Here is a 26588-nt window from a genome sequence, read left to right on the forward strand (position 1 = left end):
TCTCTATCGCGAAATCGGGGCAGCATCAATGCCATGCCCACATTGTTGTGGTTTCGTCGCGATCTGCGCCTGCGCGATCTGCCCTCGCTGCTGGCCGCGGCCGCCGCTGACGGCGAGGTGCTCGCCTGCTACGTCCTCGACCCCCGGCTCGAAGCCTCGGCGGGTGCCCGTCGACTGCAGTACCTGTATGACGCGCTGCGCGATCTGCGGGACGGCCTCGGCGGCACGCTGTACGTCACCCGGGGCCGACCTGAGAAGCGAATACCCGCTGTCGTCAAGGCGATTGGTGCGTCGGCGGTACACATCTCGGCGGACTACTCGCCGTTCGGGCGGCGGCGTGACGACGCCGTCGAGGCCGCGCTGGGCGATATCCCTCTCGAGGCGTCGGGCTCGCCGTACCTGGTCTCTCCCGGCCGGGTGACCAAACCCGACGGCAGCCCGTACAAGGTGTTCACCCCGTTTCACCGGGCCTGGCGCGAACACGGCTGGTGCGCACCCGCCACGTCCGGGCCGAAATCGGCGCGTTGGCTCGACCCCTCGGATGTCGCGGGCGCGGTGGACATCCCGGATGCCGGGGTCGACCTCGAGCTGCCGGCCGGAGAGACCGCGGCCCGCAAGCAGTGGAAGTCGTTCGTGAACAACGGGCTGGCCACCTATGCCGACGACCGCAACCGCCCGGATCTGGATCGCACCAGCCGCATGTCGGCACATCTGAAGTTCGGCACCATCCATCCACGCACCATGGCTGCGGACCTGGGACGGGGGAAGGGCGCGCAGGCGTACCTGCGGGAGTTGGCGTTCCGCGACTTCTACGCCGCGGTGCTCAACGAATGGCCGCGCAGCGTCTGGTGGAACTTCAACCGGTCGTTCGACGGGATGAGCCTCGATGACGGCCCCGAGGCGCAGAAACGGTTCGAGGCCTGGAAGCAGGGCAGGACGGGTTATCCCATCGTCGACGCCGGGATGCGCCAGCTCGCCGAGACCGGGTGGATGCACAACCGGGTCCGCATGATCGTGGCCTCCTTCCTGGTCAAGGACCTGCACCTGCCGTGGCAGTGGGGCGCGCGCTGGTTCCTCGAGCAGTTGGTCGACGGCGATATGGCCAACAACCAGCATGGGTGGCAGTGGGCTGCGGGCACCGGGACGGACGCCGCGCCGTACTTCCGCGTCTTCAACCCGACCACGCAGGGGCAGAAGTTCGATCCCGACGGCGGTTACGTGCGCCGCTGGGTGCCCGACGTCGACGATGACGCCTATCCGGAGCCGATCGTCGACCACGCCGCCGAACGCAAGGAGGCGCTGCGCCGCTACGCCGAGATCACTTGACGATCTGTCCGCCGTCGACCGGCAGCGCCACCCCGGTGACGTAGCGCCCGGAGTCGCCGCACAGGTACACCATCGCGTCGCTGATCGCCTCCGGCTCGACCGGCGGGACGTTGAGCAGCGGCTGCTGGGAGACGCTGAACGCCGGGTGCTCACCCGACCATTCGGCCAGCGCCTCGTTGTAGATCATCGGGGTGGCCACTCCGCCGGGATGAACGGAGTTGACGCGAATGTTCTTCTCCGCCAGCCCTCGTGCGAAGTGGCGCATCACGCCGATGACGCCGTGCTTGGCGACGGTGTATCCGGCCGCGCCGTGGTTCATCGTGCCGAAGTCGACGGTGACCGGTTTGAACGCGGCCGCCGAGCTGGTGATCACGATCGCGCCGCCGTCGCCGTGGGCGAGCAGGGCGGGCAGCGTCGCGGTGATCGTGTAGTAGACGCCGTTGAGCATGACGTTCACCGCGTCGACGAACGCGGAGATCTCGCGTCCCTGCTCCCCCGCGGCGGGCAGGATCCCCGCGTTGGCGAGCACGAAGTCGATGCGGCCGAACTCTTGGGCCCCGTTGGCCGCGATCTCCTGCATCCGCTCAAGGTCGCGGACGTCGCCGCGTTCGGCGATGATCCTGCGGCCGGTCTTCTCCACCAGGTTGACGGTCTCGTCGAGATCGTCCTGCGTCGCCATGGGGTAGGCGACGCTGTCGATCTGCTCGCACAGGTCGACAGCGATGATGTCGGCGCCCTCCTCGGCGAACCGGACGGCGTGCGCCCGGCCCTGGCCGCGCGCCGCGCCGGTGATGAATGCGACCTTGCCCTCGAACTGCATGTGCCCGTCTGCTCCTCGCGCCCGCGGTGTCATGACGCATCACCCTACGGCGGGCGTAGTAGGCCCCCTGTTTTGGGCATATGCCAGAATGTCGGGCAGTACTGAGCCCGACCGTGAGGAGCAGCCGTGGCCAACACCGAGGTGCAGCGACACACCGGGGTCGACGTCGAAGACGTACCGTCCGCCGAGTGGGGCTGGTCGAAGGAGAACCCCACGTTCTTCCACGTCGGCGGCATCATCGCGGCCCTGTTTCTGCTCTCCCTCATCCACGGCAACCACACCGGACGCGTCGAGGACCTGTTCCTGGTCGGATTCGCCGTGCTGATTCTCGCCGCGGTCGCGCGCGACTGGTGGCTGCGCAAACGGGGCTGGATCCGCTAGACCGGGTTCAGCGGCCGGACGGACTCGGGCCCCAGATCGACCAGCGTCTCGGTGGCGCCGACGGTGTGCGTCAATCCTGCCGCCGCCAGGGCGCGGGCCTTGAACGCGCGGGCGGCGATGCTGAGCGGGTGCTCAATCGTGTCGATGCGATCACCGAACTCACCCGGACTCTCGTCACCCCAGGCAATCACCTCGACACCGCGCCTCGCCAGCTCGAAGACGCCGGCGCGGACCCGCGGATCGTCGCGTAGCAGCACCGCACTGACCGCCAGGGCGCCGTTGCGGGGCACGTCGCGCACGATGGCCTCCGGGGTGTCGTCGACGGTGTTGGCGCCGAGGATCGTGAGCGGCCGCTCGTCAGCGCAGTCCGCGATCCACACGTTGACGTCCCAACCGGCCCGCGCCCGGTCGAACAGCCAGCCGCCCGCAGGCCCGATGACGTCGGCCAGGTCCGCCGCCAGGACCGTCAGGTGATGGTGGTTGGCCGGGCCGTCGGCAGCCGGAGCACCGTCGACCGACACGACGTCGTCGGGAGAGGGTCGAGTTGCCATAGTTCCTATCCGATCGGGTCAGCGACGCCGGTCGAGGGGCTGTCGCGGCGCCCCTAGAGCGTGACACTATTGTCGCGATCTGTAAAGGTCCGACGGCGCGGTGTCGATCAGTGTGACGCGGCGGCCAGCGGGAGGGCCGATGCGACGGTGGCCAACTCGCCGGGGAGTCCGGCCGCGCGGCGGATATCGGCGAAGGATTCGAGCAGCGCGTCGGTGGCCTCATGCGGATCGTCGAGCGTGCGGTCGTCGGTCAGCACCGAGATGGCGAGTTGGTCGACGTAGCTCCACACCGTGATGTTCATCCCGCTTCCCGTGACGACCGGCCCCACCGAGTAGATCTCGCTGAGGACACCGCCCGCGATGTGTCCGGGGTCGCGGGGTCCCGCCACATTCGAGATGGTCAGGTTCATCACCGCGCCGGACTCCATCCGGCGTGCCTGCAACCGAAAGAACTTGGGCGCCAACGCCGGCGGTAGATACGACATCCACGCCGGTAGCACCGCCGGTCCGAGCAACTGATGGCTCTCCTTGGCGATCTTGGTGGCCACCGCGGTGAGCCGGACCCGTTCGAGCGGATCGGCGATGTGCACCGGCAGCGACGGCATCATGTAGGTGAACTCGTTGCCCGTCAACCGATCTGGCGAGGGGTTGGTGCTGACCGGGACGCCGGCGATCAGCGGTTCCTCGGCGTGCCCGTCATAGCGCAGCAGCAGCGTGCGCAGCGCCCCGGCCGCGGTGGCCAGCACGACGTCGTTGAGCGTCACACCCAGATGCCTGCCGGTCTCCTTGACCTCCGCCAACGACAGCGGCGCCGTCGCGAAGCGCCGCCCGGGGGACACGACGTGGTTGATGAAGGTCTGCGGAGGGGCGAAGGTGCGCGCCAGGTCGGGATGTCGGCCCCGTTCCTTGGCGCGCCTGCGCACCCGGGCGACACCGGTTGCCGTCTCGTTGACGAGCCTGGGCAGTCTGCGGATGAGGTGCGCGTGGTCACGGCCCGCGGTCTTGAGCAGCTGCGCGGTGGTCCGCGTGGCCGGATCTGCCACGGCGCGAACGGGCGTCGGCGTCTCGTCGCTTATGGCCTTCGCCAGCTGGTTGGCCGAGGCGACGCCGTCGGCCAGCACGTGATGGACCTTGTGGATGATCGCGACGCGGCCGTCGGCGAGCCCCTCGGCGTGGTACATCTCCCACAACGGGCGGCTGCGGTCCAGCGGCGTGCTGGCGATCTGCCCGATCAGGTCGTCGAGCTCGCGCCGTCCACCCGGCGGCGCGATGTGTGCGCGGCGCAGGTGGTAGTCGAGGTCGATGTCGTGGTTCTCCCACCACATCGGATGGTGCAGGCGCAGCGGGATGTCGACGAGTTGGTAGCGCAGCGCCGACAACGCCAGCAGGCGCGGGTAGGCGACCTGTCGGAACATCTCGAAGTTGTAGTTGTCGACGCCCGACACGTCGAGGATGCCGATCTTGAGGGTGTGCATGTGGACCTCGGGCGTCTCGCTGTACAGCATCAACGCGTCCACACCGTTGAGTCGCTTCATTCCGCCCCGCATCCCACCTCGCCCAGCCGACGCCTACCGGTTTCCCAATCGTGCTCTTTTCCAAGCACGTTCGTGGGAGAGGTGACGATGGAGCCAAAATTTGTAAAGCTGACGGTCATGAGTCTCGTCGCCGCCCGCGGGCCGCTGAGCAAGGAGCCGGCCGGCTGGTTCACACCGCCGCTGCCGGACGACGTGGTGTTCATCGAGCCGCATCCGCGCCGTGTGCAGGCTTTGCGCGGCGGACGCACGGTCCTCGACACCGAGCGCGCGCTGATGGTGCACCGCCGCGACCATCCGCTCAGCTACGCCTTTCCCGTCGACGACGTCGGCGATCTTCCGTCCGAGCCGGTGGTCGAGGCGCCCGGATACGTCCACGTGCCGTGGGATGCCGTCGACACCTGGCTGGAGGAAGGCCGCACGCTCGTGCACTATCCGCCCAACCCGTATCACCGCGTGGACTGCCGCCCGACCCGTCGCGCGCTGCGGGTGGCGGTGGCGGGCCAGGCTCTGGTCGACACGACCGACACGGTGATCGTCTTCGAGACGTCACTGGAGCCGCGCCTCTATGTCGGCCCGTCGCACGTGCGTACCGACCTGCTGAGGCCCTCGCCGACCACCACCTACTGCAACTACAAGGGTTACGCGACGTACTGGTCGGCCGTTGTCGGCGACACCGTGGTCGAGGATGTGGCATGGAGCTACCCGGACCCGCCGCCCGAGACGTTGCCGATCGCGGGGTTCTTCAGCTTCGACCCCGAGCGCGTCGAGGTCTCGGCCGAACTGCCCGGCACCTGATCACCGCCGAATCTGAGCTTCTGCGCGAGAATCGCCCCCCGGATATCGCGCACAAGTTCTGTCTCGGCGTCAGGACTTGGCGATCACCGATTCACCGAACCGCTCGATGGTCTCGAGCACATGCGCGAGGCTGTCGCCCGGAAGGCCCACCTGAACCCACGTCACCCCGATCCCGGCCAGCTTCTCCAAGCCGGACAGGTACGCGTCGGCGTTGAAGTCGTCGCCGCCGGGACTGCCGCCGTCGGGGTTGGTGAACGTGATGTCGATGCGCGACCAGTCGCGCCCCGCCTCATCGAAGCGGCGGCGCAGATCCTCGACGCCGGCTGCCAGTGCGTCGACGTCCATCGGCGCCGTGCGCGCGGTCTGGGCCAGGACGGCCGGCGCCGGGAACGGGCACCACCCGTCGCCGTAGGCGACCACGCGCTTGCGGGCGGCGACGGTGTTGCCGCCGATCCAGATGGGCGGGTGGGGATCGCTGACGGGCCGGGGGTGCGCCGTGATCCCGCTGGCGGTGAAGTGGCGGCCCTCATAGGAGAAGTCGTCGGTGGTCCAGATGCCGCGGATGACCTCCAGCGCCTCCTCGAACAAGGCGGCGCGCTCCTCGAAATCCACACCCACCGCAGCGAATTCGCGTTTGAGGTAGCCGACACCCACCCCGAGGGTGAACCGCCCCTCCGACAGCAGGTCCAGGGTGGCACCCGACTTGGCGACCACGAACGGATTGCGGTACGGCAGCACCACGATGTTGGGGATGAGCCGCAGCGTGGTCGTCGTCGCGGCCGCGTATCCCATGGCCACGAACGGGTCCACCGCATCGTGGCCGCCGGCGTTCAACCAGCGCTCGGTCGGCGCCGGGTGGTCGGTGAAACCGAAACCGTGAAAACCCGCGGCCTCGGCGGCGGCCGCGACGGTCGCGACCCCCGCGCCCGTGACCAACTCCGGGTTGTACGGGTGGCTGTGCATCGGGTGGGTGAAGGTGAACCGCATATCTGCTCGTCCCGTCTAGAACATTCTTCTCGTTTTGCGAGAATGTCGTTACCATGCGAACCGCGGAAAGTACAGCTTCGACAGTGATGGGACTGCGCATGGGGAAGCCCGAGATCGGCGTCTACCTGCCCCAGATGGGCTTCACCTACGAGCAGATGCTGGATCGCACCCGGCGCTGCGAGCAACTCGGCATCGACTCGCTGTGGCTCTACGACCATCTCTACGGCCCGGGCGTGCCGGACTATCCCTCGCTGGAGGCGTGGACGTTGGCCACCGCGTTGCTCAGCAACACCGAACGCATCCGCATCGGACACATGGTGCTGTGCAACCAGTTTCGCCACCCTGCGGTGCTGGCCAAGATGGCGACCACGCTCGACCAGATTTGCGCGGGCCGGCTACAACTCGGGCTCGGCAGCGGCTCGATCGAGGGTGAGCACCACCGGGTGGGGCTGGCGTGGGGATCGTTTCGCGAGCGTTCCGAGCGCCTGGGCGAGACGCTGGAGATCCTGACCCAGGCCTTCGCCGACGAGCGAATCGACTTCAGCGGCAAGCATTTCACGGTAACGGACTTCCCCGTCAAGCCCGGCGCCGTGCAGCAGAGGCCGCCCATCGTGGTGGGCGGCGTCGGCGAGAAGTACACGCTGCCGTTGGTGGCGCGCTACGCCGATGTGTGGAACGTGCCGACGTACGCCTTGGGGGAACTGCACCACAAGGTGTCGGTGCTGCGCGGTATCTGCGAGGACGTCGGCCGGGATCCGTCGAGCATCGTGCTGTCGGTCGAGGCGGTGATGGCGCTGGCACCCGACGAGGCGTCGCTGCCGGAGGTGCGTCGACTCGCCGAGAAGCGTTTCGGCGCACCGGCATTCGGGCTCGAGGAGGCAGGCTTGATCGGCACACCGCCGGCGATCGTCGACCGTCTCCACGAACTGCGGGAACTCGGCTTCGGCCAGATCGTGTTGTTCACCCACGATCGCGCATCCGACCGGACGCTGGACCTGCTGGCCACCGAGGTGATCGCGCGGCTCTAGGCGGGACGCTTCGCCGGCGGTGAGTAGTTCGGCCGACCGAGTCCCAGTGCGTGCTGGGCGATCATGTTGCGGAACACCTCCAGCGTGCCGCCGTAGATACCGGCGGGCCCGGCCAGCCGGAAGGCGTACTCGACTCCCCCGTCGCCCGCCGCGCCCTCGACACCGGCCGGCAGGGCGCCCGCGGCTCCGGAGAGGTCCATCAGATCCGGCGCGACGTCGCGCATCGTCTGCGCGTTGGCCACCCGGCCGAACATCTCCGGTGTGCTCATCGCCGCCTCGATCCTGGCGATCGCGCGGCCCAGGCGATACCGGGCCGAATCCTCTTCGCCGGCAACGGCGGCGAGCCGGTCGACGGCCTCGGCCAGCAGTAGCAGGTGCTCGCTCATCGTCGCCAGCTTCTGCAAGCCCTGATTGTCGCGTTCGATGGTGCCGTGTTCGGCGTTGAGCGCCTCGCGAAGCACCGACCAACCGCCGTTGACCGCACCCACGCGGTACTTGTCGTCGACGCGGACGTCGCTGTAGAAGGTGATGTTGGTGCGGTCGCCGTCGACGGTGCGGATCGGCTGGATCTCGATGCCGGGCGAGGCCAGCGGCACCAGGAACATCGTCAGGTTCTTGTGTTTCGGCGCGTCGGGGTTGGTGTTGGTGATCAGGAAGACGTAGTGCGCGTTGTGCGCGTTGGACGTGAACATCTTGGAGCCGTTGACCACCCAGGCGTCGCCGTCGCGCACCGCCCGGGTCTTGCAGGTCGCGACGTCCGAGCCGCCCTCGGGTTCGGTGTAGCCCAGGCACAGCCGGTAGTGCCCGGAGAGAACCTTCGGGAGCACCTCCTGCTTCAGTTCCGGCGTGCCGAACTGTTGCAGGCTGCGCGCCACCATCAGCGTGGTGGGCCAGTGGAACCACGGTGCGTGGGAGCGGCCGATCTCCAACTCCCAGATCCGGCGGCGGACGGCGCTGAAGCCGCCCTCGGTCTCGGCGTTGAATTCCGCGGCGAGGTAGCCGCGCTCGGCGAGCGCGAGGTGGACGCCCTCGTCGAAGTTCTCACCGGTCCGGCGGTCCCGCTCGATGACCTCGTCGGTGACGACGGTGCGCAGGAAGTCCCGGACCTCCTGCTGGAACGCCCGATCGTCCTCGCTCAGCTGCACGCGGGAGAAGTCCACCTGGACACCGTGACACTTTTACGGTTAGTTGTAAAGCCTCAGTCGGTTCCCCACGGAAGGCAGCACATTGGGCATCGTCACCACCAGTTCGGAGACCGCGTTTCGACAGCCGGCCGAGGCGATCTACGACTTCGTGACGAACCCGGCAAACTGGCCCAAGACCTACCCCACCAGCGCCCATATCGGCGGCCTGCCCGATCATCTCCCGCTGAGGGTCGGCGACACCTGGACGGAGGCGGGTGCCGATGGCGACCGCATCTTCACGTGGCACCTGGCCATCGCGGCGCGCCCGGCGATCTGGGTCTTCAGCTCGGTCGGCCGGCTCGGTCACGACCGCGACGGCAACGGCGGCATGGAGGGCCGCATCACCGTCGAGTACCGCTTCACCCGGCCGGGCGAGGACATCACGCTGTTCACCCGGACGATGACGGTCGAGGCCCCCAAGCACGCTCCGATGCCGGACGGGTTCTTCCGGGCAGTCAACCCGGCGCACATCGATGCCTACCACTCCGCGATCGCCCGAGAGCTCGATACTTCCTAAATCCCCAATCTCCGCGAGCGACCGCGTTTGCGCTCGGACACGCCGCGACGTCACGACAGTTTGCGGCCGCTCGCGACCGTCGAGCGCACCCCGCGGCCCGCTATCAGCCTCCGTGCAACGCACGCCGCAAGGCCACGCCCTGGAGTTCGAACAGCCGGATACTGGTGTCCCACTCGGGAATCAGCGAGTCGAAGCCGTGGCAGGTGCCTGGAAACACGTGCAGTTCGGTCGTGACACCCGCATGCATCAGCCGCTGCGCATACTCCACCGCCTCGTCGCGTAGTGGGTCGAGCTCCGAGCAGCTGATGAAAGCGTCTGCCACACCGGACAAGTCGGCGGCGCGGCCCGGCACCGCGGACGCGTCGGCGGCCGTGTCGCCGAGGTAGTGCCGCCACATCATCTCGGTGGCGGGCCCGTCGAAACCCGGCGTCGTGGTGAACTCCGCCTTCGAGTCGGTGGGCCGGTCGTCGAGCACCGGTTGGTGCAGCAGCTGAAACACCACCGGCGGCGCCGCCGCGTCCGCCGACCGTTGCGCGAGCCCCGCCGCCAGCGCGCCACCGGCGCTGCTCCCTGCGACCGCGAGCCTGGCGGGGTCGAGCCCGAGTTCGGTTGCGCACTCGGCAGCCCAGTTCAGCACGGACAGTGCGTCGTCGAGCGCCGCCGGGAAGGGATGCTCGGGCGCGAGCCGGTAGTCGACCGAGAGGACCGTGCAACCGCCGCGCCTGGCCAATTCGACGCACTGAAGGTGGTCGGTGTCGAGGTTGCCCAACACGAACGCCCCGGCGTGACAGTAGATCACCGCGGGCGACGGTGCGGCAGCGCCCCGATAGATCCGCACCGTAACCGAATGAGCCACCCGCTCTTCGACCTCGACGACGATGTCGTTGACCGCCCTGGCCGTTTCGGCGCGGCGTTGGTTGAGCGAATCGCGCACGACACCGAGCAGTCCTGGCGACAGGTCGGTGCGGGCCTGCGCCAGATGGCGCAGTGCGGGGTCGAGCCGCTCGACGATGGCCACGACGTCAGCGCCTCGCCGCGGTCGGGGTCTCCGTGGGGGCCGCGCGGTCCCGCCGAGCCGGCTCGAACGTGTAGTCGGATGCCTTGAACCGTCGTGTCATACCCCAGAACGCGCGGGCGCTGCGCGGCCACTGCGTGACGACGCGGCCGTTCGCGGCACGGAAGTAATTGCTGCACCGGGTGAGCCAGACGGTGCCCTCCATCCACCGATCGACCTTGCCCAGGAACGCCGCCATCGCACTCGGCCGGACCGCGATGTACGACCTGCCCTTACGCCGAAGGTGTTTGAGCGCCCGCACGATGTAGTGCGCCTGCGCTTCGAGCATGAAGATCACGCTGTTGGACCCGACGTTGGTGTTGGGGCCATAAAGCATGAAGAAGTTGGGAAAGCGCGGCACCGCCATGCCCAGGTAGGCGTAGGCGCCCTCGCTCCAGGTTTCGCGCAGCGTGACCCCGCCCTCGCCGACGACGTCGATCTGACCCAGGTAGTCGGCGGCGGCATAGCCCGTCGCGCACAGCACCACGTCGACGTCGAGTTCGGTCCCGTCCTCGGTCACCAGAGACCGCGCCCGCAATGCCCGCGCCGGGCTCGCGATGACCTCGACGTGCGGTTGCGTCAGCGACTGCAGATAGTCGGTGGCGAACACCAACCGCTTGCAGCCCAGCGGATGGTCGGGGGTCAGCTTGTCGCGTAACTCGTCGTCGCGGATCGTCGCCTCGAGCGTCGTGAGCGCGATGCCCCTGAACTCCTGTGTCTTGTCGCTGCCGTTCTCGATCACCGAGATGTTCGACTCGCTGCGCAGCCACAACCGGGTCCGGTAGATCTTCTTGGCCAGCGGGACGTTGCGGAAAACCCACTTCTCCCGCTCGGTGTAGGGGCGATCCGGTTTGGGCAGCACCCATGTCGGTGAGCGCTGCACCGAGTAGACCCGCTCGGCCACCTTGGCGACCTCCGGAACCAACTGCGCCGCGGTCGATCCCGTGCCCAGCACTGCCACCCGCTTGCCGTTGAGATCGACGCCGTGGTCCCACCGCGCGGTGTGCATCAACGTGCCGGTGAACGGTTCCTCCTCCAGCAGGTCGGGCATGACGGGCCGGGTGAACAGGCCGACGGCGGAGACCACCACGTCGAACGCGAACCGCTGGCCGTCAGCCGAGGACAGCTCCCACTCCTCACCCGACCACCGCGCCGAGGTGATCTCGGTGTTGAGCCGCAGGTGTGGGGCCAGTTCGTAACGCCGCGCGCAGCGTTCAAAGTATTCGAGGATCTCTGCCTGCCCGGACCACAACCGCGTCCAGTCCGGGTTCAGGTCGAACGAATAGGAGTACAGGTGCGACTTCACATCGCAGGCCAGGCCGGGGTAGGTGTTGACCCGCCATGTGCCGCCGACCCCGTCCTCGCGGTCGAAGATCGTGAAATCGCGAAACCCGGCCTTGCGCAGAAAGATTCCCAGTGCCAAGCCGCCCGGGCCCGCGCCGATGATCCCGACCGAGAGGCCGGGCTTTGCGGCCGTCACATCTGGACGCACTGGCCACCGTCCACGACGAGTTCGGCGCCGGTGACGAACGACGCGTGATCGGACACCAGGTATGCGACCGCGTCGGCCACCTCCATCGGCTGGCCGAGACGGCCGAACCGCGCGGTCAACCTGCTCTGCGTCGCGTCGTCGAGCATCGGCGTCGCGATCGGTCCGGGAAACACCGCGTTGACGCGGATACCGTCGCTCGCGAGTTCGGCCGCGCAGATCTGGGTGAGCCCGCGCAGCGCCCACTTCGACGACCCGTAGGCGGCATGTGCCGGAAACGCCCGCATGGCGCCGGTGCTACAAGTGTTGACGATCGCCGCACCGTCGACCCGCCGCAGGTGCTCGAGCGTTGCCTGGATGCCCAGGAAGGGCCCGAGACAGTTGACGCGCCAACTGGATTCGAACCCCTCCGGTGTCTCGTCCGCCAGCGCCGCACGGTGCAGCATCCCGGCGTTGTTCACCAGCGTCGTCACCGCACCCAACTTGTCGCCGACGGTCGCCACCGCCTCGGCCCACTGCGCGGGCGACGTCACGTCCAGCCCGATGGCGATCACGCCGTCGTCGCCGAGCTCACCGACCGAGTGTTTCAACTCGTCGACCAGTAGATCGCATGCCGCGACACGGAAGCCGTCTCCGCGCAGCCGCCGTACGATGGCCGCCCCCTGCCCCCGGGCGGCGCCTGTCACCACCGCGACGCGTTCGGCCGATGTCACCGGGCCTCCCGCAGGATCTCGGACGCTCCGAGACGCAGCGCCTGGGACTCCGACGCGAGTGTCAGCATGCGAAAGCCCAACTCGGCCATCTTCTTTCCGTTCGCGGCCCCACCTGCGTGGATGCCGGCAACCAGCCCGGCGGATGTGGCGGTGGCCGCGATACGGGCGATCGCGTCCTGCACTGCCGAGGCGCTCCACGCTTCTGCGGGCGTGTGCCCGAGCGAGATCGCCAGATCCGCCGGCCCCACATAGACACCGGTGATGCCCGGTACGGCACAGATCGCGTCGACGGCGGCCAATCCGGGCGCGCTCTCGATCATCACGAAGACGCTCACCCGCGCTTCGTGTTCGACGGGTTCACGGCCGAGGTCTCCGCGCAGCGGCCCGTAGCTGCGCACCCCGGCCGGGGCGTAACGGGTGGCCGCGACCGCTGCCGCCGCCTGCTCGGCCGATTCCACCATGGCGACGATCACGGCGTCGGCTCCCGCGTCGAGCACCCTGCCGATGGGCGCGGCATCGGTGGACGGAACACGCACCGCGGTTGCGATCGGTACGTGCTCCAACCTGCGCAGCAGCAGAGCGACGTCGGCGTCGTCGAGGTAGCCGTGCTGGATGTCGAAGCCGACATAGTCGTAGCCGGCCGCGGCGAATTCCTCCGGACCGATGATGGTGGGGCCGACGACCCACCCGCCCCACACCGGCTCCTTGCCCGCCAGCGCGTCCTGCAACCTGCCGGCGGTCATTCGACGATCGCTATCTTGATGCGGTCGGGCGCCGCGCGGCACGCCAGTTCGAACGCGGCCTGGGTGTCGTCGACACCGAAGGTGTGCGTCACATAGGCCGGTAGCAGGTCGGGATGGTGGCGGACGAACTCGTTGGCCGCGGCCAGCATTCGTCGCCGGTCCAGGGTCACACCGGATTTCAGCGTCAGGTTGTTGCGCAGCATGGTGCGCATGCTGATCGGATAGCTGTCGTCGTCCGGCACACCGAAATAGAACACGGTCCCGCCGGGGGCGGCCGCCTCGATCGCATGACCGAGCGTGGCGACCTGGTGTCCGACGGCTTCGATCACCACCTCGGGCCGGTCCCCGGGCTCGAGGTGGCTCACCCACCGGTCGCTGGTGGCGCGCACGATCGTGTCGACACCGAACTCCTTGGCCACCGCGTCGCGGTCCACCGGGTCGACGCCCGTCACGCGGCGGGCGCCGAAAGCCTTTGCCGCATAGGAGAACAGCAGGCCGATCGACCCCTGCCCGATCACCGCGACGTGCAGACCCTTGAGTTTGGGCAACTGTTCGACCGCATACAGCACGCATGCCAGCGGTTGCAGCGCGACGGCGTGCTGCGGGCTCAGATTGTGGTCGTAGTAGGCCAGCCCGTCACCATCGGCGACCACATGTTGCATCAGGCCGTCGAACCCGGACGCCCAGCCGACCACCCCGTCCCCGATGCCGTGGCTGCGATGCCTGCTGGCGACCACCTCACCGACGACCTCGTGAATCGGGAAGCCCGGCATCTCGGCAGCGCTCAGACCGCGGTCGCCGGCGATCTTGCCGCGAACACCGCGGAACGGCGGCAGGTCGCTACCGCAGACGCCCGCCGCACGGAAACGCAGCAGCACCTGCCCATCCGCCAGCGAGTCGGGCGTCTTCTCCGGAATGTCTTGGCGCTCGAAGGTGTACGGCGCGACCAGTCGATAGGACCACATCTCATACCTCCACCGGAACACTGCTCCAGCCCCACTGGAAGCTCGACGGCGGCCGGGACGCGGCCTCGCTGTCGATGCTCCAGTCGCCAACGCGGTTGAGCCATTCGGTCACCATGATGCCGATCTCCAACCGCGCCAGGTGCACGCCGAGGCAGAAGTGTTGTCCGCGACCGAAGGCCAGCAGGCGCTCGATGGGGCGGTTCCAGATGAACTCGTCCGGAGAGGAGTATTCGCGTTCGTCACGGCTGGCCGACGCCAACAGCGTGATGATTCGCTGACCGGGCCGCAGGGTGGTGTCGTGGATGGTGAACGGCTTGCGGACGGTGCGCGCAAACCATTGCGCCGGTGCGCAGTAGCGGATCATCTCTTCGCGCGCGACGGGGACATGCGCGTCGACGTCGCTGCGCACGGCGGACAGCTGACCGGGCCGAAGACCCAGCTCCCACAGGCCGTGCGCCACGATCTTCGGCACTGTTTCGGTTCCCCCGATGAAGATTCCGAGCAACTGGGTGGCGGCCTCGACATCGTCGAACGCCGAGCCATCCGGCAGCCGGTAGGCGATCAGGTTGTCGGCGATCGGGTTATCGCCCGGCGTGGTCCTGCTGCGCTGGATGATCGGAATCAGATACTCCAGGTATCCCGGTCGCGCATTGGCCACCTCAACCCCGCTGCCCGGCTGCGCGAGGCTTCCGGCGTTCACCGTCGCGAGCACATCGGCCGCGAGATCGACAGGCAGACCGAGCAATTCGCAGACCACGGACGCCGCGACGATACCGCCGTAGTCCTGCGTCAGGTCGAAGGCACCACGCGGCAGCAACTCGTCGAGACGCTCGTTGGCCAGGACGCGGATCCGGTCGGCCAGTTTCCCGACCGACCTCGGCCGGAACGGGGCCGATGTGCAACGTCGCACGCTGTCGTAGATCGGCGTGTCGAAGTTCGCGTGGAAGGGCATCGGGTGCAGCGCCGGGTCGGGTACGGGACCGTCGTTGCGCGCCGCGAGAACCGTTGCCGCGGGCAGGGTGCCCTCGGAGGCGACGAATGTGCCGTCGTTGACCTCCAGCACCCGCCAGATGTCCGCGAACCGCGACAACGCGTAGGTGTCCCACTTCTCGACGTAGTACACCGGATATCGGTCGCGCAGTATCCGGTAGAACGGCAACGGGTCGGCCATCACCGCCGGATCGAACGGATCGTAGGAAAACGTCTCGAGCACAGTCATGTTCATTGCAGCGGTGAGGGCGGTAGGGCCTGCAGGATCGAGTCCTCCCAGCCATCGCGAAGCGCGGGCGCGACGCTCATCCAGGTGACGATCTCGGCGGGCGGACTGTCCTTCCACGACGGGTAGTGGTTGGCGAAACAGTCCCAGTCGTCGTCGAGCGCCCAGTAGTGAATGACCTCGTTGAAGCGGAAGGTCGTGATGAACGAACCGAGCCAACGCTTTCCGGTGCGCTCCGACCACGGGACATACAGACGTTCCAGCTCGCGGATGTAGTCGTCCTGCCGGCCCGGTTTGGTCTGCATGATTTCCTGGATCACCAGCCCTGCACCGAAATTCGCCTCCTGCAGTTGCGCGAGCGTCCGATTGTATTTGCCGGCGTACATGATGCGGCCCTCCCCGGAGGCGCCGATCTCGGCGAGAAACGTCGACCACCTCCCCGCCGCATGCGCATGGGTGCAGCCCCTGGCTTGCGCCCTGCCGATGCGCGCATAGTCGGCGAACTTGTCGATCTCCCAGATGATCGTGACCTGCGGCCAGTGGCCGTTGTACGGTGTCGTCTGCCAGATCGCGAACAGCCGCGCGCCGAGGTCGGCCATCATCGGGTGGTACACCTCGCCGAACACGTCGATGAATTGGTCTTCGCGCGGGCGCTCATCGCCGACAAACCGGTCGGCGCGCCCGGAACCGAGCGCGATGGTCTCGTGGAGATAGAGCAGCGTGTGACCGTGGTACTTCTTCATGACCTGCGACCATTTGACAGTGACACCCTGCGAGCGTGACACTTGTCGCGTGTTTTGTAAAGGTGTGCGTGGATGACCCTCACGCCGCTGGCGAAGGGGTTCTGCTTCGGCGAGGGCCCGCGCTGGTTCGAAGGCCTGCTCTGGTTCTCCGACATGCTCGCCGAGGCCGTGCACACCGTCGACCTCAGCGGTGACCTGACGACGCTGCCGTTGCCGGGCCACGCGCCGGCCGGCCTCGGGTTCCGTCCCGACGGCTCCCTGCTGATCTGCTCCACCGAGTCTCGACAGGTTCTTCGCTACGACGGCGAGAACGTCTCGACGATCGCCGATTTGTCCGCGATCGTCCCGGCCCCCCTCGGCGACATGGTCGTCGACGGCGACGGCCGCGCCTATGTCGGCTCGCAGGCCCGCGAGGGTGGACTGATCGTGCGGCTCGATCCCGACGACACCGTCACCGTCGTCGCCGACGGCCTCGACTTCCCCAACGGGATGGTCATCACGCCCGACCGCGCGACGCTGATCGTCGCGGAGTCGACCGGACGGCGGTTGACCGCGTACTCCATCGGCGCCGACGGCGCGCTGTCGCAGCGTCGGGTCTTCGCCGACGGACTGGACGGACCACCCGACGGCATCTGTCTCGACGCCGAGGGCGGCGTGTGGGCCGCGATGACGCTGGCCGGTCAATTCGAGCGGATCACCGAAGGTGGCGGCGTCACCGACCGCATCGACATCGGCGAGCGCACCGCGATTGCCTGCGCGCTCGGCGGTTCCGAGCGTCGTACCTTGTTTCTGCTGTCCAGCACCGACGCGTACCCGCAGCGACTCAAAGGCACCAAGGGCTCACGGGTCGATGCGACCACCGTCGACATACCGGGAGCCAGGTTACCGTGAGCGATTCCTACTACGAGCTCATCGACGACGCCGATCCGCTCGGCGAGAAGTTCCGCGCCACCGATCTGGTCCGCAGCACCTGGTCGGCCGCGATCCAGCACGGAGCGCCGGTGTCCGCCATCCTGGTTCGCGCGCTCGAACGCTGCCGGGCCCGCGACGACACCCGCCTGAGCCGGGTGCTGATCGACCTGCTGGGCGGCGTTCCGACCGAGGGCGATCTGTGGGTACGGTCGCGAATCGAGCGCTCGGGCAAGCAGATCGAGCTCGTCAGCTCCGAATTGCTCGCCGCGCGGCCGGACGGCGACCCGCGCCCCGTCGCACGAGCCAGCGGGTGGCGGTTGAAAACCGTCGATACCAGCGCCGTGCAACACGCACCGGCACCACCCCTGCGGCCGCTGTCCGAGGCGAAAAGCCGTGACATGAAGAAAGACTGGGATCGTAACTACGTGCACAGCCTCGACTGGCGGTGGCTGACCCAACCGTTGTGCGAGGGGCCCGGTGAGTCGTGGATCCGCCCGGAGGTCGACCTGGTCAAGGGCGAGACCATGACACCGCTGGAGCGGCTCTTCACGGTCGCCGACGACGCCAACGGCATCGGCACCAAGCTCGACATCAGCCGCTGGACGTTCATGAACACCGATCTCGTCGTGCACGTGCACCGCATCCCGCAGGGCCAGTGGATCGGCATCCGTGCGGAGACCAACTACGGACCCGACGGCATCGGCACGACGCTCGGCACGCTGTTCGACGAAATCGGCGCGGTGGGCGCGATACAGCAGTCCGTGCTGGTGCGCCCGAGACCGGGGCGCTGATCAGGGCGTGCAGGCGCCGGTCGCGACCGGCCTGTGGGCCCGCACCCCATCCATCATCAGCGTCGAGACCTGCTTGGCGGTGAGCACGAAACCGGTCTCGGGGTCATCGATCGCCGCCCCGAAGCTGATGCCGAGCACGTGGCCGTTGAGGTCGATGAGTGGCCCACCGGAACCGCCGTGCCGGATCGGCCCCCGGATGACGTAGACCTCGCGATTCACCGTCGTGGTGCGGTAGATGTCGGGCACGAGAAGCTCCATGACCCTGCGAATACGAGCGGGCGTGGCCACAAACGGCCCTCCGCCCGGATATCCGAGCACCAGGGCATCGGTGCCGGTGACGGCGGTGTGCTGGTCCATCGACAACGTGGGGGCCCGCAGGTCGGGCACGTCGAGCACGGCGACGTCCATCGCCGGGTCGTAAACCACGACGGTGGCGCGTATTTCCCGATCACCCGCCCAGACACTGACGATGTCCGCGCCCGCCACGGTGTGCGCAGCCGACATCACCCTGTTCGGCGCGACGACGACCCCGCTGCCGTCCACCGTTCTCGCGCACTGGAGAGCCTCCGTGTGGATCCTGACCACACTGCGGGCCGCCTCGGCGACGATCGCGCTGTCGGCCAGCGTGGCATCGGGCGCGGCGACCGTGGTGATCGCGATCGGAGTCGGTTCCGGCGGGACAAGATCGAACGATCCGTTGATCGCGCAGCCGGCCACGCCGATCGCGACCAGGCACACCGCAAACAATCTCGACCTCATTGCGGCAACGATAACGCCGCCGAGCTGGATTGGCGGGCAAGCCGCGTGACGCTAGTCGACCAATCGCAGCGCCGCAGCCGGGCACTGCGTCACGGCCTGCTGCATCCGGTCCCTGTCGGACTCCGGGCGCTCGGGCTCGTGAATCAGCACGATGCCGTCGTCACGCACCTCGAACACGTCCTCGGCGATCGACTCGCAGATCCCGTGTCCGGTACACTTGTCGAGGTCGACTTCGACGCGCATGTCCACTCCTAGCGAACGACGGCGGGCAGCCGCTTGACGCCGTGCACGAAGCTGCTGTACAGCAGGTCGGGTTCGCCGAACTCGATCGTCGTCAAGCGGGTCAGCAACTCTCGGAACAGGTTTCGCAACTCGGCCTTGGCCAGCTGGCTTCCCAGACAGAAGTGCGGGCCTCCGCCGCCGAACCCGAGGTGTGGGTTGGGCGACCGGGAGAGGTCGAACGCGCCGGGGTCGGTGAACACGGCCTCGTCGCGGTTCGCCGAGCAGTAGAACAGCGCGACCTTGTCGCCCTCGCCGACCGGCTGGCCGTTGATCTCGGTGTCCTCGGTGACAAAGCGGGCGAACTGCAGGACCGGTGAGGACCAGCGCACGAATTCTTCGATGGCCGAACCGATCCGGCCATCGAAGTCCTCCATCAGCCAGTCACGCTGTTCGGGGTTTTCGACGAGCGCCATCATCGCGTGTGTGGTCGCCTGCTTGGTGGTGTCGTTACCGGCCGAGGCGAGCAGGATCAGGAACGACCCGATCTCCTCGTCGCTGAGCCGGTGGCCGTCGACCTCGGCGTTGACGATGCTGGTCATCAGGTCGTCGCCGGGGTGGGTGCGCCGGAACTTGGCCAGCTCGACGCCGGTGTTCGACAGCAGCGTGATCTGAGCGACGGGGTCGGCGAGATGTTCATCCTCGGTGGCGTACTCGTCGTCGGTCATGCCGAACAATTTCTCCGCGGCATAGGCGACGGCGGGCTGGTCGGCGCTGGGCACGCCGAGCATGTCCATGATCGTCAGCATCGGCAGCTGGGCCGAACACGCCTTGACGAAGTCGATTTCGCCTGCGCCGACCAGGTTTTCGACGATGGTGACGGCGTTCTTGTGGATCTGTTCCTCGATCAGCCGCACGTTGCGGGGCGTGAACGCCGAGCTGATCAACCTGCGATACACGGTGTGCTGTGGTGGGTCCATGGTCAGGAAGAACGACGCGAACCGCTGGATCTCGGCGGGCATCGGGTTCAGCGCCACACCCTGGGCCGAGGTGAACAATTCGGGATGCTGGCTGACATAGGCGATGTCCGCGCGCCGCGTCAACGCCCAGAAGCCGGGCTCCTCCAGCCCGAACATGGAGGGCAGTGGTGGGTGCCAGCTCAACCCGTCAGCGGCCCGCAGCCGGGCGAACGTCTCGTCGCGCGCGGCGAACGGCCGGCTCCAGAACTCTTCCGACGTGATGTCGACGGCACTGTACTCGCGGGCTGATGTCACCGATTCAGCGTGACACTTCGTCAAATGTTTGTAAAGCTAGGACGGTGCCGGTAACCGATGCGGATTCCTCGACGCGCGAACGCATCCTCGCAGCGACCGCGGAAGTGCTCGGCCGCCACGGCATGACCAAGCTCAGCCTCTCCGAGGTCGCGTTGCAGGCGCAGGTCTCCCGCCCCACTCTCTACCGCTGGTTCGCCTCCAAGCGCGACCTGCTCGACGCGTTCGTGGTGTGGGAACGCCAGTACTACGAACGCGCCGTGGCCGAGGCGACGGCGGGCCTGCCACCGGGAGAACGCCTCGACGCCGCGCTGCGGGTGATCGTCGACTATCAACAGTCCTACCCGGGCCTGCGCATGATCGACATCGAACCCGAACAGGTGATCAAGCGGCTCTCCCGGGTGATCCCGTTGATGCGCCAGCGCCTGGAACGGCTGGCCACCGGACCCGATCCCGGCCTGGCCGTGGCGACGGCGGTGCGGGTCGCGGTGTCGCACTACCTGGTGCGCAGCGACGACGACGCCGATTTCCTCGCGCAGTTGCGCCACGCCGTGCGGGTCAAGCACCCGACCTCTTGAGCTCGGCCAGGATTTCGTCGGTGTGCTGCCCCAATCTCGGGGCGGGCGAACGGGGCTCCCATGGCGTGCCGGCGAAGTCGGCCGGTGAGGCGACCATCGGCGCGGTGCCGTCACCGTCGGGCACATAGACGATTCCGCCGGCCGCGTGAAACTGCTCGTCGCCCACGACGTCCTCCAGCGAGTTGATCGGCGACCAGAAGAGCTCCGGTTCTGCCGCGAAGACCTCCGCCCATTCGGCGAGGGTCTTCGAGGCGAAGATCTCGTCGAGTTCGGCGACGAGTTCGGCCGCGTTGGCGGCGCGCGCCCGCGGCGTGTCGAAGCGCGGATCGGTCAGCCACAGCGGACGCCCGATCGCGCGACACAACGGCGGCCAGTGCCGGCCGGCTTCCAGGCCGACGATCCAGAAGCGGCGCCCGTCGCCCGCCGCGTAGTTGTTCATGCACGGATTGCCCATGGTCTCGCGCTGACCGATCGCGATCGAATTCCCGGTCAGCAGAAAGGTATTGAGGTCAAAGCTCACCGTGTAGGCGCCCTGGCGGTACAGCGACGTGCTGACCAGCTGCCCCTCCCCCGTGCGGCCCCGCGCGACCAACGCCGCACAGATCGCGGCGGCCAGCGTCATGCCCGCGGCGTGGTCGCCCATTCCGCCGCGCTGAAACGGCGGACTATGGCCGGGTCGGGTCAGCAGGTGCGCCAGGCCCGCCCGCGCCCAGAACGCGGCGACGTCGTAGGCCGCGCGGTCGGCATCCGGCCCCCTCTCGCCATAGCCGGTGATCAACCCGTACACCAGCCGCGGGTTCTGGGCGGCGACCGCAGCGAAGTCGAGCCCCATCCGCGCCAACGCGCCCGGCCGCACGTTGGTGAGGAAAACGTCTGCGCCGTGGATCAATTCGCGGGCCGTGGCGCGGCCGTCGGCCGTCGTCATGTCGAGCATGATGCTGCGTTTACCGCGGTTGTCCATCTCGAACGGCGGGTTCACGTCGCCGTCGAGGCCGAGCATCTTGCCGAACAACCGCGCCGGATCGCCGGTCGGCGGTTCGATCTTCACGACGTCGGCACCCCAGTCGGCGAGAATCCCTCCGGCCGCCGGCCCGGCCACCCACACGCCGAGTTCGACCACGCGCACACCTTCGAGCGGACCCGCCATCGACACCTTCTTTACATATATCCGCAAATTTGTAAACTGGCGTGGTGAAGCACGCTGCGCCGGTGCTCGGTCTGGCCGCACATCTGGGCCGCGGAGTACAACGTATCGCCACCGACGCCGCGATCGGCCGTCTCCGCTCACTTCCGCGCTCCGTGTCCGAACTGGACGGGCCCGCCATGTCGCGGATCATCGGCCGCCCGGTGGCCGCGGTGTCGGTGCTGGGCGGCGACTCCGGCACCTCATCGCGCGCCCGGCTCGCGCTCACCGGTGACGACGTCCCGGCGACCGTGTTCGTCAAACTGGCCGCCGAAACCGTCGCCACCCGCCTGATGGGCGAAATGGGGCGACTGGGCGCCACCGAGACCCGCTTCTACCGTGAACTTTCCCCGCGGCTGACCGGCGTCCCGGCCTGTCACGGCTCGGCGTTCGACCCGGTGACCGGCCGCTATGTCCTGGTTCTGGAGGACTTGCCCGCCGACGAATGCGAGTTTCCCGACACCTTGCACCCGATCAGCGTCGACCGGGCCGCCAGGATCGTCGAGCTCCTGGCGAGGCTGCACGCGACCTTCTGGGACCGGGTGCCCGGCTGGCTCTACACCGCATCGGGCGATACCGCGTCGTTGCTCACCGGGCCCCTGTTGAAGACGTCGGCGCGCCGCATCGCCGAGCGCACCGATATCGCGGTCCACACCGGCCGCTTCATCGACGAGCACTACCGCGCCGTGGCCGGGCTCATCGACGAGCCGCCGCACACCGTGATGCACGGCGATGCGCACCCCGGCAACGTGTACTTCCGCAACGGCGAGGCCGGGCTGTTGGACTGGCAGGCCGTCCGGCGCGGGCATCCCAACCGCGAGCTGGCATACACACTGGTCACCGGCATGACACCCGCCGATCGTCAGGCGCATCAACGCGACCTGCTCGACGTCTACCGTCAGGCGCTCGCGGCATGCGGCGGCCCCGAACTGGACCGCGGCCAGCTGTGGGAGCGGTACCGCCAGGGCGCCCTCTACGCCTATGTCGCCGCGCTGATCACCGCCGGGATGGGGGGCATGCAGGCCGAGGGCATCGCGCTCGAGGGCCTGCGCCGCGGCGTCGCGGCGCTACAAGATCTCGACACTGTCGCGGTACTCCAGAAGTCGATGTAGAGAAGGATCTACGCTTGCCCCGTGAACGAAGCGCTGCGCGACGCACTCGGACCCGAGGACACCTCGACGCGGCACCGGATTCTCGTGGCGACCTCGGAGGTGCTGGCCCGAAGCGGGCAGACCAAGCTCAGCCTGTCGGAGGTCGCGCTGCAGGCCGGCGTGTCGCGCCCGACGCTCTATCGCTGGTTCGCCTCCAAGAGTGAACTGCTCGACGCGTTCGGCGTCTACGAGCGCGATCTGTTCGACAACGGCATCAGCAAGGCGACCGCCGGCTTGCGGGGCACCGAGAAGCTCGACGCCGCGCTGCGGTTCATCGTCGAATACCAGCACTCGTATTCGGGTGTGCGGCTGGTCGACATCGAGCCCGAGGTCGTCATCTCCCAGCTCACGAAAATCATCCCGGTCATGCGCGCGCGCCTGCAGAAACTGCTGAGCGGCCCGAACGCGGCGGTCAAGGCCGCCACCGCAATTCGCGTGGCCATCTCGCACTACATCGTCCGCAGTGACGACGACGACCAGTTCCTGGCCCAGCTGCGCCACGCCACCGGGATCAAGCCGAACGGCTGACACTTCCGCAAATATTTGTAAAGTAGTCGGCATGACCCAGGTTGAGACCGACACCGGCGTGCTCGCCGGCGACGAGCGGATGTTGATTAACGGCGAGTTGCAGACCACGGCGAGCGGCGCGACGTTCGATGTGATTCATCCGGCCAGCGAGCAGGTCGCCGGCCGGGCCACCGACGGCACGGTCGAGGACATGGCGCGCGCGGTCGGGGCGGCGCGGCGGGCCTTCGACGAAACCGACTGGTCGCGCGATCTGGAGTTTCGTTATCACTGCCTGACCCAGTTGCACGAGGCGTTCGAGCGCAACAAGGAGCGGTTGCGTCGGATCCTGATCACCGAGGTGGGTTGTCCGGTCTCGGTGAGCGGCAGTCAGATCGAGAGCCCGATCGACGAGGTCAGGCATTGGGCCGAGCACGGTAGGAATTTCGAGTATCTGGTCGACAACGGTGTGCACGAGACACCGTTGGGCCCGGCGCGGCGCAAGATCCATTACGAGCCGGTGGGCGTGGTCGGGGCGATCACTCCGTGGAACGTGCCGTTTTACCTCAACGTCGCCGAGACCGTGCCCGCGCTGATGGCCGGCAACACCGTCGTCCTCAAACCGGCCCAGCTGACGCCGTGGTCGGGTAGCGAGTACGGCCGCATCGTGGCCGAGGAGACCGACATCCCGGCCGGGGTGTTCAACGTGGTGGTGTCCAACGCCAACGAGGTGGGCGCGGCGCTGTCGGCCGATCCGCGGGTAGACATGATCACCTTCACCGGGTCCACGGCCACCGGGCGCGCCATTTTAGCTGCGGGTGCGGCGACGGTGAAAAAGACGCTGTTGGAGTTGGGCGGCAAGTCGGCCCACATCGTCTTGGATGACGCCGATTTCAACTCGGCATTGTCGATGGCGGCGATGATGGCGTGCGTGATGAGCGGGCAGTCCTGCATCCTGCCCAGCCGGATCCTGTTGCCGCGCAGCCGCTATGACGAGGGCATCGAGATCCTCAAGACGATGATGGAGGGCTTCCCGGTCGGTGACCCGTGGACGCCGGGCAATATGCAGGGCCCGCAGATCAGCCAGACCCAGCGCCAGAAGGTGCTCGGCCTGGTCAAGAGCGGTATCGACTCGGGTGCGCGGCTGGTCACCGGCGGCGGCATCCCCGAGAACCTGCCGGTCGGTTACTACACCCAGCCGACCCTGCTGGCCGATGTCGACCCCGATTCGCAAGTGGCGCAGGAGGAGATCTTCGGCCCGGTGCTGACGGTGACGCCGTATGACACCGACGACGAGGCGGTCGCGATCGCCAACAACACGATCTACGGCCTGTCCGGTGAGGTCTCCGGTGGCGACGTGGACCGTGCGTTCGCGGTGGCCTGCCGCATGCGCACCGGCAACGTGACGATCAACGGCAAGAGTCACTTCGGCATCAACAGCCCGTTCGGCGGCACCAAACAGTCCGGGTTGGGTTACCGCAACGGCGAAGAGGGCTACAAGGAATACCTCGAGGCCAAGACCATCGGCATGCCGGAATGAGCGACGATCGGCGCGTTGGCGACGAACTCGACATCGCCGCGCTGCTGCACCGCTACGCCCGCGCGGTCGACACCAAAGACTGGGAGCTGTACCGCTCGGTGTTCACCGACGACGCGCACATCGACTACTCGTCGGCCGGCGCCGTCGTCGGAAGCCGCGACGAGGTCGTGGACTGGTTCGCCGCGAATTTCGGGGTGATCGCGTGGAGCATGCACCACATCACCAATATCGAGGCCGAAGTCGACGGTGACAGCGCGCGGGTCCGGGCGATGTTCTACAACCCGATGCAGCTGCCGGGCATGACCGAGCCCAGCTTCTGCGGCGGGTATTACCACCACGACCTCGTGCGCACCCCCGACGGCTGGCGCAGCCGTCGGCTGGTCGAGGAAAACGTCTGGTTCACCAACCCTCCGGGACAGTGACGCCGAGACCGACGCTTTGGCGAAACCGCCCGCGCGAAACCCGCCAAAACGTCGGTTTGGCCGCCCAGTTCAGCTCTGAGCGGCCAATTGTCCGCAGGCGGCAGCGATTTCGCGACCCCGGGTGTCGCGGACAGTGCACGATACACCGCGCTCGCGCACGCGCCGGACGAACTCGCGCTCCACGGGCTTGGGGCTGGCGTCCCATTCGCTGCCGGGAGTCGGGTTCAGCGGGATGAGGTTGACGTGCGCCAACGGGCCCAGCGCACCGCGCAGCTTCTTCCCCAAAAGGTCTGCGCGCCAAGGCTGGTCGTTGACGTCGCGGATCAACGCATATTCGATCGACACCCGCCGACCGGTCACGTCGGCGTAGTACCGCGCCGCGTCCAATACTTCGGACACCTTCCACCGGTTGTTGACCGGGACCAGCGTGTCGCGCAGTTCGTCGTCGGGGGTGTGCAGTGACAGTGCCAGCGTGACGCCGAGCCGTTCGTCGGCGAGCTTGCGAATCGCCGGGGCCAGCCCGACGGTCGACACCGTGACCGAGCGGGCGGAGATGCCGAAGCCGTTCGGGGCGGGCGCGGTGATCCGTCGCACCGCGGCCAGCACCCGGTTGTAGTTGGCCAACGGCTCGCCCATGCCCATGAACACGATGTTGGACAGCCGTCCGTCCCGGGCCGCGGGCACGATCCCGTCGCCGTCGCGGTCACGCAGTTCGACCGCCGCGGCGCGCACCTGCTCGAGGATCTCGGCCGTCGAGAGGTTGCGCTTGAGTCCGCCCTGGCCCGTCGCGCAGAACGGGCACGCCATTCCGCACCCGGCCTGCGACGAGATGCAGACGGTGTTGCGTTGCGGGTAGCGCATCAGCACCGACTCGAAGGTCGTGCCGTCGACCGCTCGCCACAGCATCTTGCGCGTCTCACCCGCATCGGTCTCGATCTCGCGCACCGCGTCGAGCAGCGTGGGGAACAGCGCGTCGGCGACCTGATCGCGCACGCCTGCGGGCAGGTCGGTCATCCGGCGGGGGTCGGCGATCAACCGCCCGTAGTACTGATTGGCCAGCTGTTTGGCGCGAAAAGCCGGCAAGCCGAGCTCGGTCACCGCCGCGGCCCGACCGTCCTCATCGAGGTCGGCGAAATGCCGCGGCGGCATGGCGCGGCGCGGCGCTTCGAAGACGAGCGGCAGAGAAGTGGGCATGTGAGCACCAGTATCCC

29 protein-coding genes are annotated in these 26588 nt (G+C 67.9%); 12 read left to right on the top strand and 17 right to left on the bottom strand.

What is annotated here, in order from left to right:
• The first annotated feature begins 33 nt into the window (after window positions 1-33).
• On the top strand, window positions 34-1326 hold the full coding sequence (locus tag AU197_RS10715; protein ID WP_064402623.1) for a cryptochrome/photolyase family protein: 1293 nt from the start codon (window positions 34-36) through the stop codon (window positions 1324-1326).
• On the opposite strand, the gene AU197_RS10720 is transcribed toward AU197_RS10715, so the two are convergent.
• On the bottom strand, window positions 1319-2179 hold the full coding sequence (locus AU197_RS10720) for a mycofactocin-coupled SDR family oxidoreductase (RefSeq protein ID WP_064402624.1): 861 nt from the start codon (window positions 2177-2179) through the stop codon (window positions 1319-1321). The genes AU197_RS10715 and AU197_RS10720 overlap by 8 nt on opposite strands.
• 93 nt (window positions 2180-2272) lie before the next feature.
• Between AU197_RS10720 and AU197_RS10725 the strand changes: the two genes are divergently transcribed.
• A complete protein-coding gene (locus AU197_RS10725; protein ID WP_064402625.1) occupies window positions 2273-2527 on the top strand; it encodes a DUF2631 domain-containing protein in 255 nt (84 codons plus the stop codon).
• Here the strand turns inward: AU197_RS10725 and AU197_RS10730 are convergent.
• Together AU197_RS10730 and AU197_RS10735 are read right to left on the bottom strand one after the other, a co-directional pair.
• Window positions 2524-3078, bottom strand: a complete 555-nt coding sequence (locus tag AU197_RS10730; RefSeq protein ID WP_231744890.1) for a hypothetical protein — start codon at window positions 3076-3078, stop codon at window positions 2524-2526. The two genes, AU197_RS10725 and AU197_RS10730, sit on opposite strands and share 4 nt — an antisense overlap.
• A gap of 107 nt (window positions 3079-3185) precedes the next feature.
• Complete coding sequence (locus AU197_RS10735) at window positions 3186-4613, bottom strand: WS/DGAT/MGAT family O-acyltransferase (RefSeq protein ID WP_064402628.1); 1428 nt, start codon at window positions 4611-4613, stop codon at window positions 3186-3188.
• A gap of 117 nt (window positions 4614-4730) precedes the next feature.
• On the opposite strand from AU197_RS10735, the gene AU197_RS10740 reads away from it, so the two are divergent.
• The gene (locus AU197_RS10740; RefSeq protein WP_064402630.1) at window positions 4731-5408 is read left to right on the top strand and encodes a DUF427 domain-containing protein; all 678 of its coding nucleotides are present in this window, start codon (window positions 4731-4733) and stop codon (window positions 5406-5408) included.
• Between the two features lie 69 nt (window positions 5409-5477).
• Here the strand turns inward: AU197_RS10740 and AU197_RS10745 are convergent, their stop codons facing one another.
• Window positions 5478-6395, bottom strand: coding sequence for an LLM class F420-dependent oxidoreductase (locus tag AU197_RS10745; RefSeq protein WP_064402632.1), 918 nt, complete (start codon window positions 6393-6395; stop codon window positions 5478-5480).
• A gap of 98 nt (window positions 6396-6493) precedes the next feature.
• On the opposite strand from AU197_RS10745, the gene AU197_RS10750 reads away from it, so the two are divergent.
• Window positions 6494-7423: an LLM class flavin-dependent oxidoreductase gene (locus tag AU197_RS10750; RefSeq protein ID WP_064402873.1), complete on the top strand. Its 930-nt coding sequence runs from the start codon at window positions 6494-6496 to the stop codon at window positions 7421-7423.
• Here AU197_RS10750 and AU197_RS10755 read toward each other — a convergent pair.
• Complete coding sequence (locus AU197_RS10755) at window positions 7420-8583, bottom strand: acyl-CoA dehydrogenase family protein (RefSeq protein ID WP_064402633.1); 1164 nt, start codon at window positions 8581-8583, stop codon at window positions 7420-7422. The genes AU197_RS10750 and AU197_RS10755 overlap by 4 nt on opposite strands.
• 67 nt (window positions 8584-8650) lie before the next feature.
• On the opposite strand from AU197_RS10755, the gene AU197_RS10760 reads away from it, so the two are divergent.
• Window positions 8651-9124, top strand: coding sequence for an SRPBCC family protein (locus AU197_RS10760; protein WP_064402635.1), 474 nt, complete (start codon window positions 8651-8653; stop codon window positions 9122-9124).
• 103 nt (window positions 9125-9227) lie between these two features.
• On the opposite strand, the gene AU197_RS10765 is transcribed toward AU197_RS10760, so the two are convergent.
• From AU197_RS10765 to AU197_RS10795, 7 genes are read right to left on the bottom strand one after another with little or no spacing between them, the layout of a single operon-like run.
• Entirely contained in the window at window positions 9228-10142 is a 915-nt protein-coding gene (locus tag AU197_RS10765; protein ID WP_064402637.1) for an alpha/beta hydrolase, read from the bottom strand.
• A 4-nt stretch (window positions 10143-10146) separates the two neighbouring features.
• The gene (locus AU197_RS10770; RefSeq protein ID WP_064402639.1) at window positions 10147-11658 is read right to left on the bottom strand and encodes a flavin-containing monooxygenase; all 1512 of its coding nucleotides are present in this window, start codon (window positions 11656-11658) and stop codon (window positions 10147-10149) included.
• Window positions 11655-12380: an SDR family NAD(P)-dependent oxidoreductase gene (locus tag AU197_RS10775; RefSeq protein WP_064402641.1), complete on the bottom strand. Its 726-nt coding sequence runs from the start codon at window positions 12378-12380 to the stop codon at window positions 11655-11657. Before AU197_RS10775 ends, AU197_RS10770 begins: the two co-directional genes overlap by 4 nt.
• On the bottom strand, window positions 12377-13123 hold the full coding sequence (locus AU197_RS10780; protein ID WP_064402643.1) for an HpcH/HpaI aldolase family protein: 747 nt from the start codon (window positions 13121-13123) through the stop codon (window positions 12377-12379). Before AU197_RS10780 ends, AU197_RS10775 begins: the two co-directional genes overlap by 4 nt.
• Window positions 13120-14088 carry a zinc-binding dehydrogenase gene (locus tag AU197_RS10785; RefSeq protein WP_064402645.1) on the bottom strand — a complete coding sequence of 323 codons (969 nt, stop codon included), beginning with the start codon at window positions 14086-14088 and terminating at the stop codon, window positions 13120-13122. Before AU197_RS10785 ends, AU197_RS10780 begins: the two co-directional genes overlap by 4 nt.
• A 1-nt stretch (window position 14089) precedes the next feature.
• Entirely contained in the window at window positions 14090-15313 is a 1224-nt protein-coding gene (locus AU197_RS10790) for a cytochrome P450 (protein ID WP_082696606.1), read from the bottom strand.
• The gene (locus AU197_RS10795; protein WP_156434377.1) at window positions 15310-16047 is read right to left on the bottom strand and encodes an NIPSNAP family protein; all 738 of its coding nucleotides are present in this window, start codon (window positions 16045-16047) and stop codon (window positions 15310-15312) included. Before AU197_RS10795 ends, AU197_RS10790 begins: the two co-directional genes overlap by 4 nt.
• A 72-nt stretch (window positions 16048-16119) precedes the next feature.
• Between AU197_RS10795 and AU197_RS10800 the strand changes: the two genes are divergently transcribed.
• Both AU197_RS10800 and AU197_RS10805 read left to right on the top strand, forming a co-directional pair.
• Window positions 16120-16938 (top strand): SMP-30/gluconolactonase/LRE family protein, encoded by an 819-nt coding sequence (locus AU197_RS10800; protein ID WP_064402649.1) that lies wholly within the window; start codon window positions 16120-16122, stop codon window positions 16936-16938.
• A complete protein-coding gene (locus AU197_RS10805; protein WP_064402651.1) occupies window positions 16935-17750 on the top strand; it encodes a thioesterase family protein in 816 nt (271 codons plus the stop codon). Before AU197_RS10800 ends, AU197_RS10805 begins: the two co-directional genes overlap by 4 nt.
• Here AU197_RS10805 and AU197_RS10810 read toward each other — a convergent pair whose 3' ends face one another.
• From AU197_RS10810 to AU197_RS10820, 3 genes are read right to left on the bottom strand one after another with little or no spacing between them, the layout of a single operon-like run.
• Window positions 17751-18509: a MarP family serine protease gene (locus AU197_RS10810; protein WP_082696607.1), complete on the bottom strand. Its 759-nt coding sequence runs from the start codon at window positions 18507-18509 to the stop codon at window positions 17751-17753.
• Window positions 18510-18560: 51 nt separating this feature from the next.
• Complete coding sequence (locus AU197_RS10815; RefSeq protein WP_064402875.1) at window positions 18561-18752, bottom strand: ferredoxin; 192 nt, start codon at window positions 18750-18752, stop codon at window positions 18561-18563.
• An 8-nt stretch (window positions 18753-18760) separates the two neighbouring features.
• Window positions 18761-20002 (bottom strand): cytochrome P450, encoded by a 1242-nt coding sequence (locus tag AU197_RS10820; protein ID WP_156434378.1) that lies wholly within the window; start codon window positions 20000-20002, stop codon window positions 18761-18763.
• A 44-nt stretch (window positions 20003-20046) separates the two neighbouring features.
• Here AU197_RS10820 and AU197_RS10825 point away from each other — a divergent pair, with 44 nt between their 5' ends.
• A complete protein-coding gene (locus tag AU197_RS10825; protein ID WP_064402656.1) occupies window positions 20047-20577 on the top strand; it encodes a TetR/AcrR family transcriptional regulator in 531 nt (176 codons plus the stop codon).
• On the opposite strand, the gene AU197_RS10830 is transcribed toward AU197_RS10825, so the two are convergent.
• Complete coding sequence (locus AU197_RS10830) at window positions 20558-21724, bottom strand: CaiB/BaiF CoA transferase family protein (RefSeq protein WP_064402658.1); 1167 nt, start codon at window positions 21722-21724, stop codon at window positions 20558-20560. The genes AU197_RS10825 and AU197_RS10830 overlap by 20 nt on opposite strands.
• A gap of 44 nt (window positions 21725-21768) precedes the next feature.
• On the opposite strand from AU197_RS10830, the gene AU197_RS10835 reads away from it, so the two are divergent.
• Genes AU197_RS10835 through AU197_RS10850 form a run of 4 tightly spaced genes read left to right on the top strand, consistent with a single transcriptional unit; the run spans window position 21769 to window position 25377 of the window.
• Window positions 21769-22872, top strand: a complete 1104-nt coding sequence (locus AU197_RS10835; RefSeq protein ID WP_064402876.1) for a phosphotransferase — start codon at window positions 21769-21771, stop codon at window positions 22870-22872.
• Between the two features lie 21 nt (window positions 22873-22893).
• Entirely contained in the window at window positions 22894-23439 is a 546-nt protein-coding gene (locus AU197_RS10840) for a TetR/AcrR family transcriptional regulator (protein WP_064402660.1), read from the top strand.
• A 31-nt stretch (window positions 23440-23470) separates the two neighbouring features.
• On the top strand, window positions 23471-24955 hold the full coding sequence (locus AU197_RS10845) for an aldehyde dehydrogenase family protein (protein ID WP_064402662.1): 1485 nt from the start codon (window positions 23471-23473) through the stop codon (window positions 24953-24955).
• Window positions 24952-25377 (top strand): nuclear transport factor 2 family protein, encoded by a 426-nt coding sequence (locus tag AU197_RS10850; protein ID WP_064402664.1) that lies wholly within the window; start codon window positions 24952-24954, stop codon window positions 25375-25377. Before AU197_RS10845 ends, AU197_RS10850 begins: the two co-directional genes overlap by 4 nt.
• A gap of 69 nt (window positions 25378-25446) precedes the next feature.
• Here AU197_RS10850 and rlmN read toward each other — a convergent pair whose 3' ends face one another.
• Window positions 25447-26571, bottom strand: coding sequence for a dual-specificity RNA methyltransferase RlmN (rlmN, locus tag AU197_RS10855; RefSeq protein ID WP_064402665.1), 1125 nt, complete (start codon window positions 26569-26571; stop codon window positions 25447-25449).
• Window positions 26572-26588 lie beyond the last annotated feature (17 nt).

This window comes from Mycobacterium sp. IS-1590 (genome assembly GCF_001500025.1).
Taxonomy (GTDB): Bacteria; Actinomycetota; Actinomycetes; order Mycobacteriales; family Mycobacteriaceae; genus Mycobacterium.

Coding starts and splice junctions, on each gene's coding strand:
- AU197_RS10795 (WP_156434377.1), bottom strand. CDS start 16,047: ATGAAGAAGTACCACGGTCACACGCTGCTCTATCTCCACGAGACCATC.
- AU197_RS10830 (WP_064402658.1), bottom strand. CDS start 21,724: ATGGCGGGTCCGCTCGAAGGTGTGCGCGTGGTCGAACTCGGCGTGTGG.
- AU197_RS10810 (WP_082696607.1), bottom strand. CDS start 18,509: ATGAGGTCGAGATTGTTTGCGGTGTGCCTGGTCGCGATCGGCGTGGCC.
- AU197_RS10845 (WP_064402662.1), top strand. CDS start 23,471: ATGACCCAGGTTGAGACCGACACCGGCGTGCTCGCCGGCGACGAGCGG.
- AU197_RS10750 (WP_064402873.1), top strand. CDS start 6,494: ATGGGGAAGCCCGAGATCGGCGTCTACCTGCCCCAGATGGGCTTCACC.
- AU197_RS10715 (WP_064402623.1), top strand. CDS start 34: ATGCCCACATTGTTGTGGTTTCGTCGCGATCTGCGCCTGCGCGATCTG.
- AU197_RS10745 (WP_064402632.1), bottom strand. CDS start 6,395: ATGCGGTTCACCTTCACCCACCCGATGCACAGCCACCCGTACAACCCG.
- AU197_RS10790 (WP_082696606.1), bottom strand. CDS start 15,313: ATGAACATGACTGTGCTCGAGACGTTTTCCTACGATCCGTTCGATCCG.
- AU197_RS10785 (WP_064402645.1), bottom strand. CDS start 14,088: ATGTGGTCCTATCGACTGGTCGCGCCGTACACCTTCGAGCGCCAAGAC.
- AU197_RS10800 (WP_064402649.1), top strand. CDS start 16,120: ATGACCCTCACGCCGCTGGCGAAGGGGTTCTGCTTCGGCGAGGGCCCG.
- AU197_RS10850 (WP_064402664.1), top strand. CDS start 24,952: ATGAGCGACGATCGGCGCGTTGGCGACGAACTCGACATCGCCGCGCTG.
- AU197_RS10720 (WP_064402624.1), bottom strand. CDS start 2,179: ATGACACCGCGGGCGCGAGGAGCAGACGGGCACATGCAGTTCGAGGGC.
- AU197_RS10735 (WP_064402628.1), bottom strand. CDS start 4,613: ATGAAGCGACTCAACGGTGTGGACGCGTTGATGCTGTACAGCGAGACG.
- AU197_RS10730 (WP_231744890.1), bottom strand. CDS start 3,078: ATGGCAACTCGACCCTCTCCCGACGACGTCGTGTCGGTCGACGGTGCT.
- AU197_RS10780 (WP_064402643.1), bottom strand. CDS start 13,123: ATGACCGCCGGCAGGTTGCAGGACGCGCTGGCGGGCAAGGAGCCGGTG.
- AU197_RS10740 (WP_064402630.1), top strand. CDS start 4,731: ATGAGTCTCGTCGCCGCCCGCGGGCCGCTGAGCAAGGAGCCGGCCGGC.
- AU197_RS10815 (WP_064402875.1), bottom strand. CDS start 18,752: ATGCGCGTCGAAGTCGACCTCGACAAGTGTACCGGACACGGGATCTGC.
- rlmN (WP_064402665.1), bottom strand. CDS start 26,571: ATGCCCACTTCTCTGCCGCTCGTCTTCGAAGCGCCGCGCCGCGCCATG.